We start from the raw sequence: 15467 nt of genomic DNA, 5'->3' as shown, positions 1-15467 counted from the left end.
CGGGGGCCGTCGCGTCCCATTCAATCCTCCGCTTGAAGCAAAATACATGACCGTTGACGGCAGTCTCGGCGGCAACTGTCTCGTGCTGAACACGGGCGAAAGTGGCGGCTTACTCGAGCACGTCCCGCCGACACTCAACGAGTTCTTTTTGATCTTCACATCAACCTCAGCGGTACGCCCGGTTCACCGACTCTGCAAGAGAGCATGGGTTCAGGGGTCTAAAATGGAAGTTGACTACGTGTGCAAGCTGCCGAGCTTCGCTCAGCATATGTAAGACACTACCTTATGATGTGGCAACCCGCATCGATGTGGACCCGGACCCACTCGGTAACACATGGCATGAGAGGGTCATTTGGACAGGTGGCGATGCCTTCAGCGTGGAAGTTCGTTGACATAGCCTAGTTCGCGTTCCACCAGAACTTCGTCCAGTGCACGGCCATTGACTGTGGGCTGAATAGCCGATCCGGGCGGACGAGGCGGAGATTGGCGCGAATCACGACGTCTTGCACGCGACGCGTCCAACCCAATTCCTTCGTTGTCCGCGAAGGCGTCGTATGTGCCTTCAAATTGACCAGCGAGGCGAAGCATCAGATTCAAGCTTAGTTCGCGCCTAAGGAGATTAGCCGCTCGCGCACGGCTCGGCCGATGTCGCCGCAACCGCCGGAAATCACGGCGATGCGTCCTGAGAGACCGAGGCAGTTCATGCCGCAGCCTGGGAGCACATGCTCACGCAAGTGCCTGTGAACCCGGTGGTGCGCGTGAAGGGCCGCTTCTCGCCATCTTCGCTACAAGGATGCGGAGTTGGTGCTTGAACGATAAGCCGACCCTCGAAGAACTGCTGGAACTGCTGGAACTCCTCGAAGTGCAGGAGTACTTTGACCTGAGAGTCAAAGACTCGTCGAGAAGGATTCACACGCAGGGCGCTGAATTTTCAGATTGCAGGAGCTGAGCCCAAAAGCTTGGGCGATTGCTCAGAAAGGCGTCTCTGTGCAAGACGATTGGTTCTCGGAACAGCAATAAGATGAATCGTACTGTGACAGCTTCTCTTGACGTGAAATTCGCAACGGCCGCCATCACATGCACGTCCGCGTCTATTTCGAAGATACCGACGCCGGACAGATTGTTTATCACGCCAACTTTTTGCGCTTCATGGAACGCGGCAGAACGAATTACTTGCGCCTGCTCGGAACCATCAGCGAGAACTACAAAAACGCCCAGAACGACGCGCCTAGCTTTGCCTTCGTTGTCCGCTCAATGACAATCGATTCCTAAAACCGGCGGCCTTAGACGACCGGCTTGACATCATCACAGTCCCCGCAGAGGTGAAGGGCGCGTCGATTACCCTGCTGCATGCAGCGCGGGGACGATCTTTTGGTCAAGGCCCGCGTGCGCGTGGCCTCTATTTCCGGTGGAAAAGCGCAACGTATCCCGAAGGCGCTGCGGTTCGTCATGGGAGGGGCGCCGAAAAATCTACGCTTGTTTACGCTATAGCCCTCCAACGTCCCAATGAAATCAAGGCGCTGTGTTGCGATGTTGGCAAGCCAGAGTTTTCCGGCATCGTCTATCACGCCAACTATCTGCGCTTCATGGAGCGCGGGCGGACCAATCATCTGCGGCTGATGGGCGCCGAGCAGCAGGCATTGTTCGAGCAGGCCGGGGCGGAAGAGGCAAGCTTCGCCTTCGTGGTGCGCTCGATGCATCTCGATTTCCTCAAGCCTGCCCGGATGGACGACGTGCTCGATGTCGTGACCTGGCCGGTCGCCGTGAAGGGCGCCTCCATCATGCTGGCGCAGGAGGTGCGGCGCGGCGAAGTCGTGCTGGTCAAAGCCGAGGTGCAGGTCGCCTTCATCAGCGGCGGACGTGCCCAGCCGATCCCGAAATCGATCCGCGCCTTGATGAAGGCTGATCTGATTTCGTGATCGGGCGATAGCGGACGGCCTCTCGACTCCTCCGCGCGCGGCGATAGATTGCACTCCCGCCAACCGATGAGGCCCTCATGTCGCGCCCGCCGCTCCCGCCCTTTACCCGTGAGACCGCAGCGCAAAAGGCCCGCATGGCCGAGGATGCCTGGAATTCGCGCGACCCGGTGCGCGTCTCGCTCGCCTATACCGAGGACAGCCGCTGGCGCAATCGCTCCGAGGTTTTTCAGGGGCGCGAGGCCATCGTCACGTTCCTCACCCGCAAATGGGAGAAGGAGCACGACTACCGCCTGATCAAGGACCTCTGGGCGTTTGACGAACACCGCATCGCGGTTCGCTTCCAGTACGAATGGCACGATGCGAGCGGCCAGTGGTATCGCTCCTACGGCAACGAGCAGTGGGAGTTCGACGAGCACGGCCTGATGCGGCGCCGCGAGGCCTCGATCAACGACATCGCGATTGCGGAGAAGGACCGGCGGTTTCACTGGCCGGCACCGGGGCCGAGGCCTGCGGATGTGGTGGGGCTGGGGACGGATCCGTTCTGAGGCCTATCAAGACGAGCTTGTCGCTTTCTTCCCTCTCCCCTTGTGGGAGAGGGTGGCTCGCCGCGAAGCGGCGAGACGGGTGAGGGGTCTCCCTCAGCGAGCACCTCTCGCGATTGAATCCGCGGATAGAGACCCCTCATCCGGCGCTTCGCGCCACCTTCTCCCACAAGGGGAGAAGGGAAGAGTCTGCGTGGCGAGAGCTGCGGACTACGTTGCCGTACGCTTCGCCAGAAACCTTGCAATCGCGCCACCAAGCTTGGCGTGATCCATCGGCTGCGCCAGTGATTCCCTCGCGGTGGCAACGACATCCTCCGGCGCCTTGCCGATGCGCAGCTCGCAGCACACTTGCGCAAACTCCACGTCGAACTCCGGATGCGGCTGCAGGGTGAGCGTCGCGCCGTTGGCGTAGAGCAGGCCGGCATGCGGGGTGAAATCGGAGGAGAGGATCGTCAGCGCATCGTTGGGCGGCTCCATCACCTGGTCCTGATGCGAGCAGGCGATGGCGACCGCTTCGCCGTCAACGACGCCGTTGTCCGGCAGCACCTGATAGACGTGCCGGCCGATGCCCCAGCCCTTCTCCGACTTGCGCACGGTGCCGCCGAGCGCCTGCGCGATCAACTGATGGCCGAAGCAGACGCCGACCATGGGTGTCCTGTTGGCGTAGGCCGTGCGCACGAAATCTTCCAGCGGCGCGATCCAGTCGAGCCCGTCATAGACGCCGGCGGCCGCGCCGGTGATCAGCACCGCCTCCAAATTGCGCGGATCGGGCAGCGCATCGCCGTTCGGGATGCTGACGATTTCGACCGTAGCTGTCGGATCCTCGGCGCGGACCATGCGCTCGAACATGTCCGGGAATGAACCGTGGCGCTCGCAATATTTTTGTGGGACCTGTCCGGTCTCGATGATGGTGATGCGTGCCATGTGCCCTCCGGTAAAGGTCAAGCTCAGTCGCTTCCTGCCCCATGTTGTTGGTGTGGCGCTGTGCGCTCCAGCAGCGCACTCTCTTTCCGGACCTCGTTGAGAAACGCCTTGGCCAGGCGCGACAGCGGCTCGGCTTCCGACCATAGCATATAGGCCACGGCGTGCGTCGTCGGCGCGAACGGCCGTACGGCGAGGCCGGTCCCGCCGTTCTGCCGTGGCGAGAAGGGATCGACCACCGCGGCGCCGACGCCAGCGGCGGCGAGCACGCAGGCCGTGTTGCAGTAGCGCACCTCGACGGTCGGCTGGAACGGCGCGCCGGCGCGTGCGAAACTGTCGCGCACGGCCTCGCCAAGCCGCGTGCCGCGCTCGAGCCCGATGAAGGGCAGGCCGGACAGGTCGGCTGCCGAGATCACCGGCCGGTCGGCGAGCGGGTGCTGCGGCGGCAGCACGCAGACCATCTCGCCGGTGTGCACCACCTCATGGGCGATGCCCGGATGATGTGTCAGCCCGAGCGCGAAGCCGAGCTCGGCGACGCGGTTGAGCACGCCTTCGATGATGCCCTCATAGCGCCGCACGTCGAAGAACACCCGCGTCTCCGGGCGGCGGCGCAGGAAGCCTGACAGCGCCGCGGGGATGATGCTGTAGGCGAGCGGCGGCGTCGCGACCAGCGCGAGATGCCCGGAGCGGTTCTCGCGCAGATCGCGCACGCGGTTCTCGAGCTTTGCGTGCAGCGCGAAGATCGCCTCGCTCTCCTTGTAGAGCGCCATCGCTTCCGTGGTCGGAAACAGCCGGTTGTTGACGCGCTCGAACAGCGCAAAACCCGCCTGCGCCTCCATCGTCTTCAGCGCATTGCTGACGGCAGGCTGCGACAGCGCCAGTTCGTCGGCGGCCGCAACCGTGGTGCGGTGGCGGATGACGGCGCGGAGAATCTCGAGCTGGCGCAGGTTCATATCACTGCCGATTATACTCTGGGCCAAAACATCATAGCAGAACGAATTGATTTTGCAGCCCCGCTTCCGCGTAATGGCCGCGGATTTGCACGTCGCATCAAAGGGTTCATCCGCCCATTGAGGCGCCACTGCGCACAGATTGGAGGCAATCTTGGTTCGTGTCCTTCGCGCTGCCGCCGCACAGATGGGGCCGACGCAAAAAGCCGATCCGCGCGAGCATACGCTGTCGCGGATGCTTGCGCTGCTGGAAGAGGCGGCCGGCCGCGGCGCCAGCCTCGTGGTGTTTCCCGAGCTTGCCTTCACCACATTCTTTCCGCGCTGGTTGCTCGAAGGCGACGCGCTCGACCATTATTTCGAACGCGGAATGCCGAACCCGAACGTCGCCGCCTTGTTTGACCGTGCGCGTGCGCTGCGCGTCGGCTTCTATGTTGGCTATGCCGAGCTGACGCCGGATGGACGCCGCTACAATTGCGCCATCCTGGTTGACCGCGACGGCGAGCTGCTCGGCCGCTATCGCAAGGTGCACCTGCCGGGCTCGGTCGAGCCGCGACAAGGTGCGCGCTACCAGCAGCTTGAGAAACGCTATTTCGACTATGGCGACCTCGGCTTTCCGGCCTTCCGCGCCGGCTCGGCCTGGGCCCACGCCATTATGGGCATGATGATCTGCAACGATCGCCGCTGGCCGGAATCCTGGCGCGTGCTTGGCCTGCAGGGCGTCGAGCTTGTCTGCATCGGCTACAATTCGGCGGCCTATGATCCCAATGGCGGTAGCACGGAAGATGCCTCCTTGCGCACCTTCCACTCCACGCTGGTGACGCAGGCCAACGCCTATATGAACGCGACCTGGGCGATCTCGGTGGCGAAGGCGGGCGAGGAGGACGGCTCCGGGCTGATCGGCGGCTCCTGCATCGTCGATCCCAATGGCCGCATCGTCGCGCAGGCCGCAACGCTGACCGACGAGGTGATCGTCGCCGATATCGATCTGGACCTCTGCCGCCAGGGCAAGGACAAGATGTTCAACTTCGCCGCGCACCGGCGGCCGGAGCAATACAGGGTGATCACCGAACGCGCCGGCGTCATCGAACCCGCGGTTCTCGACGCGGACTGACAGGACGTTCCAGCAACGTTGGCAAAGGAGCCGATATGACGCGCCTCTCGTATTTCCTCGGCATCGCAGCGCTGACGGCCGCCACGTCCGCGCAGGCGGCGGAGCTTCCGGCCGAGATCAAGCAGGCGGGCGCGTTGAAGCTCACGGTCAACTCGACATACGCGCCGATGGAATATCGCGATCCCGCAACGAATGAGCTCGTCGGGCTCGACGTCGATCTGGCGAACGAGCTCGCCAAGCGCCTCGGCGTGAAGATCGTCTGGAGCGAGACGCCGTTCGCCGAATTGATCCCGTCGCTCCAGACCAGGCGCGCCGACTTCATCATCTCCGGCATCTCCGATCGCGCCTCGCGGCGCGAGACCGCAGATTTCGTCGATTATCTCGGGACCGGCCCGCAGTTCTTCGTGATGGCGGAGAACGAAGCCAAGGCTGCGACCGATCTCTGCGGCAAGAAGGTCGGGACCACCCGCAGCACCAGCTTCCCGGTCGAGATCGAGAAGTGGAGCAAGCAGAATTGCGAGCCGGCCGGCAAGCCGGCGATCCAGTACGTGCCGGGCGAGAACTCGATCGACGTTCGCAACCAGCTCAAGCAGGGCCGTATCGACGCCGCCGTACAGGGCAGCGAGACGCTGCCTTATGCGCAGACGCAGGAACCCGGCAAATACCGCGTGATCGGCGAGCCCTTTGCCAAAGGCTATCAGGGCATCATGTTCCGCAAGGACGATGCGGCGCTTCGTGAAGTGGTGACCGAGAAGCTCATCGCGATGATCGCCGACGGTTCCTACAAGGCCGTCCTCGACAAATGGAGCCTTGGCGGCAACGCGGTCGCCCAGCCCATGCTGAACGCGGCGCCGCAATGAAGCCGGCACCGGCACTCGCGGAGGGTTTTCCCGATCTGTCGGGAATGCGGGTCGCGCGCGAGCCGCACTGGTTTCGCTGGCTCAGCGCGGCGCTGATCGTCCTCGTGCTTGCATTGATCGGGCGCGCTTTTGCGGGCGGCCAGATCGAATGGTCTTATGTCGGCCGCTTCCTGACCGCAAAGGTGATCATAGAGGGCATCGTCAACACCATGGTGATGGCGGTGCTGGCGATGGCGCTCGGTATCTTCCTTGGCGTCGTCGTCGCGATCATGCGGCTGTCGCCCAACCCGGTACTGAAGACCGTTGCCGCCGGCTACACTTGGTTGTTCCGCGGCACGCCGCTGATCCTGCAACTGCTGCTGTGGTTCAATCTCGCGCTGGTGTTTCCGACCATCGGCATTCCCGGCCTGTGGAGTGCGCGCGCCGTCGACGTCATGACGCCGTTCCTTGCCGCGCTGCTCGGGCTCGGCATCAACCAGGGTGCCTATACCTCGGAAGTGATGCGCGCCGGCATGCTGTCAGTCGATATCGGGCAATATGAGGCCGCGCAGGCGATTGGCATGGGACGCCTGCGTGCGCTGCGCCGGATCGTGCTGCCGCAGGCGATGCGGGTGGTGATCCCGCCGCTCGGCAACGAGTTCATCGGCATGGTGAAGGCGACCTCGCTCGCCAGCGTCATCCAGTATCCGGAACTGCTGCACAACGCCGAAAACATCTACTACGCCAATTCGCGCGTGATCGAGCTCCTGATCGTGGCCGGGCTCTGGTACCTGCTCGTCGTCTCAATCCTGACGCCGCTCCAGATGCTGCTCGAACGCCGTTTTGCGCGCGGCACATTGCGGCTCGCGCGATGACAAGACCCCTCGTCGCGATTCGCTCCGTCGCCAAGAATTTCGGCGAGTTCCAGGCTCTCAAGAGCGTCACGCTCGACGTCTGGCCCGGCGAGGTGATGTGTCTGATCGGCGCCTCCGGCTCGGGCAAGACCACACTGCTCCGCTGCATCAACCAGCTCGCGGCGATCGACAGCGGCGGCATCTGGCTCGACGGCGAGCTCCTGGGCGTGCGCGAGCAGGGCGGACGACTGCATCGGCTCAGCGAGCGCGAAATCGGGCGGCAACGGCTGAAAACCGGCATGGTGTTCCAGCGCTTCAACCTGTTTCCGCACAAGACCGCGCTCGAAAACATCACAGAGGGTCCGCTCCAGGTTCAAGGCCGAAAATCCGACGAGGTGCGCGCTGAGGCGATCGAGCTGCTGCGGCGCGTCGGATTGTCGGCCAAAGCGGACGCGTATCCCGCCCAGCTCTCCGGCGGCCAGCAGCAGCGGGTCGCGATTGCCCGCGCGCTTGCCATGAAGCCGATGCTGATGCTGTTCGACGAGCCGACCAGCGCGCTCGATCCCGAGCTCGTCGGCGAGGTCTTGGCGGTCATGAAGGAGCTGGCGCGGAGCGGCATGAGCATGATGGTCGTGACGCACGAACTCGGCTTCGCGCGCGAGGCCGCCGACCGCGTCGTCTACATGGACCAGGGCGCGATCATCGAGCACGGGCGCGCATCCGATGTGTTGGGCGCGCCGCGCGAGGAGCGTACCAAGGCATTTCTTTCGGCAGTGATCTGAATGGGGGCGTATCGATGAAGAGACTTCTGGTTACGGCGGCACTCGTTGGCGCCATGAGCGCTCCGGTCATGGCAGTCGAGCTGCCGGCGGAGATCGCCAAGCGCGGCAGCATCAAGGTCGCGCTGGTGCCGAACTATCCACCGATGGAGTTCCGCGATCCCGCCACCAACGCGTTGTCCGGCTTCGACATCGATCTCGGCGAGGCCATCGGCCGCAAGCTCGGCGTCAAGATCGAGTGGCAGGAGACCAGCTTTGCCGAGTTCATGCCGTCGATCTCGACCGGGCGGGTGGACGCCATCCTGTCCGGCTTCACGGACTATGCCAGCCGGCACGAGATCGCGTCCTTCGTCGATTATTTGCGCAGCGGCCCGCAGTTCTTCGTGCAGCAGTCGCGCAAGGCGGAGTTCAAGGACGCAGCCGCGCTCTGTGGCAAGAAGGTCGGCGCCAGCCGCCGCACCATGTTCCCCGCGCAGATCGCGGCCTGGAGCGAGAAGAATTGCGGCACCAATCCGATCCAGTTCGTCGGCACCGACGGCTCGGCCGACGCCCGCACCCAGCTCAGGCAGGGCCGCATCGATGCCGCCGCCCAGGGCAACGAGACGCTGCCCTACATCATGGACCTCGAGCCCGGCACCTATGCGACCGTGGGCGAGCCCATCGCGCAGCAATTCACCGGCATCGCTCTGCCGGTCAAGGAAAAGGCGCTGCAGCAAGCCATGCTCGAGGCGGTCGATGCACTGATCGCGGATGGCACCTATCGCACGCTCCTCGCCAAGTGGAAACTGACCGACAACGCACTCGAAAAGGCGACCATCAATGCTGGACAGTAAGGCACTCCAGAGCATTCCGCTCGTTCCGGCCAACACCGCGGATCCTGCACCGGAATACCCCTGGCCGAAGCCGTACAATTCGGCGATGTTCCTGTCGTTCGACGTGGACGCGGAGAGCGCCTGGACCAGCAAGGACGCGGTGCACGCCCAGCGGCTCATCACCATGAGCTATGGCGGCTATGAGGCGCGCGTCGGCACGCCGAAGCTCCTGGAGCTGCTCGAACAGCTCGATCTCAAGGCGACCTTCTTCGTCACGGGATGGTCGGTCGACGCGCATCCGGCGATGGCCGAGGCCATTCTCAAGGCCGGTCACGAGATCGGCCACCACGGCTATCACCATCTGTTGCCCGATCCCGGCGATCCCTGGATCGAGGAGGAGCTCGAGCGCGGGTTCGAGGCGCTCAAGCGCCGGCTCGGCGTCAGGCCGACCGGCTACCGCGCGCCCTACGGCGAATTCACCGAGGAACTGCGGGTGGCGTTAGTGCGCCACGGCATCGTCTACACCTCCTCGTTCCGCGACGACGTGCGGCCCTATCGCCATCGTCTCGCCGACGGCAAGCCGGGCACGATCGAGCTGCCGGTGACCGCCAGCTATGACGACTGGATGCACGGCCTGTCCGCGCGCTTCAGTCCGCGCTCGATTTTCCCCAAGGAGCATGTGCTCTCGATCTGGAAGGACGAGCTCGACGAAACCAGAGACTGGGGCGCGATGGTGACGACCGTGCTGCATCCACAATGCAGCGGTCGACCGATGCGGCTGCGCCTGCTGCGCGAATTCCTGACCTACGCAAAGTCGTGCCCGGATGTCTGGATCACGACCGGTGAGAAGATCGCGGCCAACTTCCTGCGCCACGAGGCCGGAAAAAGTTGAGCCACGCCATGACCCGTATCCTCGTCATCAACCCCAACTCCTCCGCATCGGTGACGGCGGCGATCGACGACGCCGTCGCGCCGCTACGCATCGCCGGCGGACCCGCAATCGAGGTCGTCGGCCTTGCCGGGGGGCCGCCGGGCATCAGCTCGCAACGCGACGCCGACAGCATGGTGATGCCGCTGGTCAACCGTGTGTCGCGCGCCGATGCGGATGCCTTCGTGCTCGCCTGCTTCAGTGATCCCGGCCTGCATGCGGTGCGCGAGGCGGCCGGCGGGCGCCCGGTGATGGGCATCGCCGAGTGCGGCATCTTTCGCGCAATGATGCTGGGCGAGCGATTTGGCGTCATCGCGCTGTCGCCGTCGAGCATTCGCCGCCAGCAGCGGATGGTGCGGCTGATGGGCATCGACAGCCGCTATGCCGGAAGCTGGTCGGTCGGCGCGAGCGCGGCGGAGACGGCAGGCGCGGACATCCGGGGACGGTTGATTGAAGCCGGCCGCGCGCTGGTCTCGCAATGCCGTGCCGATGTCGTGGTGATGGGCTGCGCCGGCATGGCCTCGCACCGCGCGGCGATTGCGGATGCCATCGGTGTGCCCGTGGTCGAGCCGGCGCAGCAGGCGGTGGCCGCTGCGATCGGCGCGGTCTTGTTGAACACGTAAGATCCTTCAGGAGCCTCTTGCAATGCCCGTCTCCCGCCGTTCGCTCCTCAAGGCCGTAGCCGCGGTGCCGGCGCTGTCATTTCCGGGCATCCTGCGCGCCGAATCCCAGACCACGCTACGCTTCATTCCGGTGATCGACCTCGCCTTCGTCGATCCCATCTATTCGACGGCACAAGTGTCGCGAAACCACGGCTTCATGGTCTACGACACGCTCTACGGCATGAGCTCTTCGCTCCAGGTCTCGCCTCAGATGCTGTCGGGCCATGTCGTCTCCGGCGACCGGCTGCAATGGGACCTCAGCTTGCGCGACGGTCTGTTCTGGCACGATGGCGAGCGCGTGCTCGCCCGCGACTGCGTCGCGAGCATCCGCCGCTGGGCCGCGCGCGACGGCTTTGGCGGCGAGCTGATGGAGGCGACTGACGAGCTGTCGGCCACTGACGACCGCACCATCCGCTTCCGCCTCAAACGTCCATTCCCGCTGTTGCCGCAAGCGCTGGGCAAGGCCGCGATCAACGCGTGCTTCATGATGCCGGAGCGGCTGGCGGGCCAGGATCCGTTCAAGCCGCTCACCGAAGTGATCGGCAGCGGCCCGTTCCGCTATCTCGCCGACGAGCGCGTGCAGGGTGCGCGCAACGCGTATGCCAGGTTCGAGCGCTATCAGCCGCGCACGGACGGCAAACCGGATTGGACAGCGGGCCCGAAGATCGTGCACTACGATCGGGTGGTCTGGACCACCACGCCCGATGCCGGCACCGGCGTCGCCGCGCTGCAGACCGGGGAGCAGGACTGGCAAGAGACCACGCCACACGACCTGCTGCCGATCATCAAGGCGGCCGGCGACATCGAGACGCGGATCCTCGATCCCCGCGGTTACGCCTGCATGCTGCGCCTCAATCATCTTCAGCCACCGTTCGACAATCCTGCCGTTCGCCGCGCGCTCCTGGGGGCCATCGATCAATCCGCCTTCATGACCGCGGTGGCCGGTACCGATCCGAACTTCCAGGTCTCACCGATCGGCTATTTCGCGCCGAATACGCCGATGGCCAGCGATGTCGGCCTCGATGTCTTCCGCGGCCCGCGTGACTACGCCAAAGTGAAGGCCGATCTCAAGGCCGCGGGGTATAATGGCAAGAAGGTCGTGGTGCTCGTGCCCACCAACTCACTGGCGCAGAAGCCGCTTGGCGAGATCGCCGTCGACTCCTTGCGCAAGGCCGGCATGAACGTCGAATATGCCGGGCTCGATTTCGCCGTGGTGCTGCAACGCCAACTCAAGAAGGACCCGATCGGGCAGGGCGGCTGGAGCGCGGCGGTCGGCAACTGGCAGGGCATCGACTGGCTCAATCCGGCCGGCAACACCAATATCCGTGGTGAGGGCAAGGTCGCCGGCTGGTATGCGAGCGAGAAGATGGCCGGGCTCCGCAGCCAGTGGCTGGCGGCCTCCGAGCTCGCGGAGCAGCAGCGCATCTGCCGTGAGATCCAGGCGGTGGCTTTCCAGGAAATCCCCTATATTCCGATTGGCCTGTACAAGCAGCCGACCGCCTATCGCAAAGCCATCACCGGCATTCTCGACGGCACCGCCGTCTTCTGGAACGTACGCCCCGCATGAGCATGATCGCAATCTTCGGCAGCTATGTGCTGTCACGCAAGGACGGCGCGCAGGACGTGTTGCGCGACCATTGGGTTCTGGTCGAAGGCAAGAAGATTGCCGCGGTCACGCGCGACAAGCCGCGGGCGGACGAGGTGCATGACCGTCCCGGCCGCTTCGTTCTGCCGGGCCTGTTGAACCTGCACAATCACTGCTTCTCCGAAGCGCTGGCGCGCAGCCACACCGAGGACGGCAACGGCCGCCGCAACAATCAGAGCATCGTTTACACGGTGCTTTTGCCGCTGACCAAGCGCGGTGCAGATATCTTGTCGGCGGAAGAGCGCATGGCGGTCGCGCGGCTCGGCATCCTCCAACTCCTGAAGGGCGGCGCCACCACGGTGATGGAGCCGTTCCGCAACTCGATCCCGGAGATGTTCGATGCCGCCGAGGAGATGGGCATCCGCTTCTACGGCGCGCCCTATCTGTTCTCGACGTCGGACGCCAAGGCCGGCCCCGACGGCGTGGTGCACTATTCCGGCGATGACGGCACAGCCGACATGGCGACCTGGGATGCACTCTACCAGCGCTGGAATAATCGCGGCGACGGCCGCATCGGCCTTGCGATGAGTCCGCATGCCACCGACACCTGCGGGCCTGATCTGTTGAGGGCCTGTGCCGCGCGGGCACGCGAGCTCGGCGTGCCCGTCACGACGCATATGGCGCAGAGCCGCGCCGAGTTCGAAACCATCGGCAAGCGCTATGGCGGCCGCACGCCGGCGCAATATCTCGACTGGCTCGGCCTGCTGGCGCCCGACCTGATGGCGGCACACTGCATGTTCAGCACCGATGACGATCTCAAGCTGATGGCCGCGCGCGGTATGACGGTTCTCAACTGCCCGCGCGTGTTCGCGCGCGCCGGCGTCACCGCGGCCTTCAGCCAGTTCGCGGAGCACGGCGTGCGCACGGTGGTCGGCACCGACGGCTACAACATGGACCTGCTCGGCGAGCTCAATGCGGCGTCGCTGATCTCCAAGATCACCTCGGCGCGTGCCGATGTCGCGAACGCGCCCGAGTTGATCGAGGCGAACACGGCAATCGCGGCCGATGTCATCAAGCGGCCCGATCTCGGCCGTATCGAGCCGGGCGCGACCGCCGACCTCACGATCGTCGATCTCACCCATCCGCATCTTCAGCCGCTGTTCGACCCGCGCCGCGCGCTGATCGCGCTCGCCAATCGCGCCAATATCGATCAGGTCATGGTCGACGGCCGCATGCTGGTCGATGCCGGCCGCTATCTCGGCGCCGACGAGGCGGCGATCACGGCTGCCGGCACCGCTGCGATTGGCAAGATCTGGGACCTGCCGGAGGCACAGGCGGCGTTCAACGGCTGAGGGGTGGCTCGTCGAATTCGGCGAGCGCCTTGCGTATGGTCTCGACCAGATCGAGCGCTACCGGCGAGGGGCTGCGCTGTGCCGGAAAGACCGCCGAGAATTCGAAGTCGATGCGCGGCAGGAAGCGGCGCACGACGACGCCGCGGGTGGAAAATTCCTGGGCGGTGAAGGGATCGCAGATGGCGACGCCAAGTCCTGACGACACCATGCCGCACATGATCTCCGACAGCGTGGTCTCGACCCTGAGCACGCGGCGGACATCGTGGCGATGGAAGACCTGGTCGACGAGGTGGCGGCTCGACGAGCCCGCCGACAGCGAGATGAAAGTCTCGCCCTCGAAGTCGCGGGGCTCCAGCACTTCCTTTTCCGCGAGGCGGTGACCGGTGGGCAGTACAGCCACACGCGCGGGCGCCGGCAGCTTCTGGCTCGGCAAGCCCGAATGCGCGATGGGCACCTCGGCAAAGCCGACGTCGCACTGATTGTTCAGTACCCAGTCGACCACGATCGGCGAGATCACGCCGAAGAAAGCGAGGTTGAGGTTCGGCCGCTCCCTCAGGAAGTGCCCGGTGAGCCGCGGCAAATAGCCATTCGACAATGCTGGAAGTGCCGCGATCCGCAGTGAGCCGGTGCGGCGGCCGCGGATTTCCTCGGCTGCCGCGGTGATGCGTTCGAGGCCGACGAAGGAGCGCTCGACTTCGGTGTAGAGTGCCATGGCCGCAGCGGTCGGCACGAGGCCGGTGCCGCGCCGTTCGAACAGCTCCATCTTCAACAGCGCCTGGAGGTCGCGCAGCAACCGGGAGACCGCCGGCTGCGTCACGGTCATCAGCGCCGCCGCCTCCGTCACGCTGCCGGTCAGCATCGTCGCCCGGAAAGCCTCCACCTGCCGCGAATTGATCCGGGCCATCCCCATTTCCATTCATAATATTTAGGCATGCAGAGGCTGCCATTATTCATTGGACGATGGAAGCCGGAGTTTGCGATCTTTTTCATCAGTGCTGGAGACGGCCCGCTTTTTCGGCAGATTGGAGGGGTTTAAACCTCCGGATCGCGCCAAAATTCGCCGCGCAAGGGCTGGAGCCCTAGTCGGAGAGGGATCTGCGCGGAAGGAAATGCGGAAGGTTCAGCCAACGAGACTCGTCGGCACGTCACCTCATCCCGGTATGGAGATCGGACCACATGAAGACTTTTCGCCTTCTGACAGCGGTCAGCATCGCGGCCCTCATCGCCGCCCCCTCGGTTGCCACGGCTCAGCAAAAGACGCTCTATGTCGCCGGCTATGGCGGCTCGTTCGAGAAGACCATCCGCGACGAGGTGATCCCGACTTTTGAGAAGGAGAACGGCGTCAAGGTCGAGTACGTCGCCGGCAACTCCACCGACACGCTGGCCAAGCTCCAGGCGCAGAAGGGCAACCAGCAGATCGACGTCGCCATCGTTGACGACGGCCCGATGTACCAGGCGATCCAACTCGGCTTCTGCGGCAAGCTCGATGGCCTGCCGACCGATCTCTACGACACCGCGCGCTTCAAGGACGATCGTGCGGTCGCGATCGGCATCGTCGCGACCGGCCTGATGTACAACACCAAGGTGTTTGCGGAGAAGGGCTGGGCGCCGCCGACCTCCTGGAACGATCTCAAGGACACGAAATACGCCAAGCAGCTCGTGATCCCGCCGATCAACAACACCTATGGCCTCGAAGCGCTGGTGATGCTGTCGAAGATGAATGGCGGCGGCGAGTCCAATGTCGATTCCGGCTTCAAGATCTTCAAGGAGCAGATCAATCCGAACGTGCTCGCCTATGAGCCGTCGCCGGGCAAGATGACCGAGCTGTTCCAGTCCGGGCAGGCTGTGATCGCGGTGTGGGGCACCGGCCGCGTGCAGAGCTTTGCCAATACCGGCTTCCCCGTCGATTTCGTCTATCCGAAGGAGGGCGCCGCGACGTTGCTGACGACCGCCTGTCCGATCACCAAGCCGAACGCCTCGCCGCTTGCGTCTAGCTTCGTCAAGATGCTGCTCGAACCCAAGATCCAGCTCGTGATGCTGAAGGATTACGGCTACGGCCCGGTGCTGAAATCGCTGGTGATCCCGCCCGAGCTCGGCAAGATGGCGCCGATCGGCGAGCGCGCGGCAAAGCTCTATAATCCGGACTGGACCGTCATCAACGAGAAGCGCGAGGAATGGACCAAGCGCTGGAATCGCGAGGTCGAGCGCTGATC

16 protein-coding genes and 1 pseudogene are annotated in these 15467 nt (G+C 64.3%); 14 read left to right on the top strand and 3 right to left on the bottom strand.

Annotation, left to right across the window (positions count from 1 at the left end; all coding sequences use genetic code 11):
- Nucleotides 1-808: 808 nt before the first annotated feature.
- From IVB36_RS24160 to IVB36_RS24145, 4 genes and pseudogenes are all read left to right on the top strand, one after another.
- Nucleotides 809-949, top strand: coding sequence for a hypothetical protein (locus tag IVB36_RS24160; protein WP_247337642.1), 141 nt, complete (start codon nt 809-811; stop codon nt 947-949).
- A 128-nt stretch (nt 950-1077) separates the two neighbouring features.
- Nucleotides 1078-1491 (top strand): annotated as a pseudogene (locus IVB36_RS24155) (YbgC/FadM family acyl-CoA thioesterase).
- Complete coding sequence (locus tag IVB36_RS24150; RefSeq protein ID WP_247393260.1) at nt 1488-1919, top strand: YbgC/FadM family acyl-CoA thioesterase; 432 nt, start codon at nt 1488-1490, stop codon at nt 1917-1919. The pseudogene IVB36_RS24155 and the gene IVB36_RS24150 overlap by 4 nt, the downstream one beginning before the upstream one ends.
- A 77-nt stretch (nt 1920-1996) precedes the next feature.
- Nucleotides 1997-2464: a nuclear transport factor 2 family protein gene (locus IVB36_RS24145; protein ID WP_018453738.1), complete on the top strand. Its 468-nt coding sequence runs from the start codon at nt 1997-1999 to the stop codon at nt 2462-2464.
- 207 nt (nt 2465-2671) lie between these two features.
- Here the strand turns inward: IVB36_RS24145 and IVB36_RS24140 are convergent, their stop codons facing one another.
- Both IVB36_RS24140 and IVB36_RS24135 read right to left on the bottom strand, forming a co-directional pair.
- Nucleotides 2672-3385, bottom strand: a complete 714-nt coding sequence (locus IVB36_RS24140; RefSeq protein ID WP_018453739.1) for a type 1 glutamine amidotransferase — start codon at nt 3383-3385, stop codon at nt 2672-2674.
- Nucleotides 3386-3408: 23 nt separating this feature from the next.
- Nucleotides 3409-4335, bottom strand: coding sequence for a LysR family transcriptional regulator (locus IVB36_RS24135; RefSeq protein ID WP_018453740.1), 927 nt, complete (start codon nt 4333-4335; stop codon nt 3409-3411).
- A 151-nt stretch (nt 4336-4486) separates the two neighbouring features.
- Between IVB36_RS24135 and IVB36_RS24130 the strand changes: the two genes are divergently transcribed.
- From IVB36_RS24130 to IVB36_RS24090, 9 genes are read left to right on the top strand one after another with little or no spacing between them, the layout of a single operon-like run.
- The gene (locus IVB36_RS24130) at nt 4487-5443 is read left to right on the top strand and encodes an N-carbamoyl-D-amino-acid hydrolase (RefSeq protein WP_083926347.1); all 957 of its coding nucleotides are present in this window, start codon (nt 4487-4489) and stop codon (nt 5441-5443) included.
- A 35-nt stretch (nt 5444-5478) separates the two neighbouring features.
- Nucleotides 5479-6303 (top strand): ABC transporter substrate-binding protein, encoded by an 825-nt coding sequence (locus tag IVB36_RS24125; protein ID WP_247294020.1) that lies wholly within the window; start codon nt 5479-5481, stop codon nt 6301-6303.
- Nucleotides 6300-7157 (top strand): amino acid ABC transporter permease, encoded by an 858-nt coding sequence (locus IVB36_RS24120; RefSeq protein WP_018453743.1) that lies wholly within the window; start codon nt 6300-6302, stop codon nt 7155-7157. Before IVB36_RS24125 ends, IVB36_RS24120 begins: the two co-directional genes overlap by 4 nt.
- Nucleotides 7154-7918, top strand: coding sequence for an amino acid ABC transporter ATP-binding protein (locus IVB36_RS24115; RefSeq protein ID WP_018453744.1), 765 nt, complete (start codon nt 7154-7156; stop codon nt 7916-7918). The genes IVB36_RS24120 and IVB36_RS24115 overlap by 4 nt, the downstream gene beginning before the upstream one ends.
- A gap of 14 nt (nt 7919-7932) precedes the next feature.
- Nucleotides 7933-8748: an ABC transporter substrate-binding protein gene (locus IVB36_RS24110; RefSeq protein ID WP_026232589.1), complete on the top strand. Its 816-nt coding sequence runs from the start codon at nt 7933-7935 to the stop codon at nt 8746-8748.
- On the top strand, nt 8735-9619 hold the full coding sequence (locus IVB36_RS24105) for a polysaccharide deacetylase (protein ID WP_018453746.1): 885 nt from the start codon (nt 8735-8737) through the stop codon (nt 9617-9619). The genes IVB36_RS24110 and IVB36_RS24105 overlap by 14 nt, the downstream gene beginning before the upstream one ends.
- Before the next feature lie 8 nt (nt 9620-9627).
- Nucleotides 9628-10278 carry an aspartate/glutamate racemase family protein gene (locus IVB36_RS24100; protein WP_247294022.1) on the top strand — a complete coding sequence of 217 codons (651 nt, stop codon included), beginning with the start codon at nt 9628-9630 and terminating at the stop codon, nt 10276-10278.
- A gap of 22 nt (nt 10279-10300) precedes the next feature.
- Nucleotides 10301-11884 carry an ABC transporter substrate-binding protein gene (locus IVB36_RS24095; RefSeq protein WP_018453748.1) on the top strand — a complete coding sequence of 528 codons (1584 nt, stop codon included), beginning with the start codon at nt 10301-10303 and terminating at the stop codon, nt 11882-11884.
- Nucleotides 11881-13254: an amidohydrolase family protein gene (locus IVB36_RS24090; RefSeq protein ID WP_247393232.1), complete on the top strand. Its 1374-nt coding sequence runs from the start codon at nt 11881-11883 to the stop codon at nt 13252-13254. Before IVB36_RS24095 ends, IVB36_RS24090 begins: the two co-directional genes overlap by 4 nt.
- On the opposite strand, the gene IVB36_RS24085 is transcribed toward IVB36_RS24090, so the two are convergent.
- Nucleotides 13244-14158: a LysR substrate-binding domain-containing protein gene (locus tag IVB36_RS24085; protein WP_018453750.1), complete on the bottom strand. Its 915-nt coding sequence runs from the start codon at nt 14156-14158 to the stop codon at nt 13244-13246. The genes IVB36_RS24090 and IVB36_RS24085 overlap by 11 nt on opposite strands.
- Nucleotides 14159-14430: 272 nt before the next feature.
- On the opposite strand from IVB36_RS24085, the gene IVB36_RS24080 reads away from it, so the two are divergent.
- A complete protein-coding gene (locus tag IVB36_RS24080; protein WP_018453751.1) occupies nt 14431-15465 on the top strand; it encodes an ABC transporter substrate-binding protein in 1035 nt (344 codons plus the stop codon).
- The last annotated feature ends 2 nt before the right edge of the window (nt 15466-15467 follow it).

This window comes from Bradyrhizobium sp. 35 (genome assembly GCF_023073215.1).
In the GTDB taxonomy this organism is placed as follows: domain Bacteria; phylum Pseudomonadota; class Alphaproteobacteria; order Rhizobiales; family Xanthobacteraceae; genus Bradyrhizobium; species Bradyrhizobium canariense_D.
This window is presented reverse-complemented; position numbering and strand designations above follow the sequence as displayed.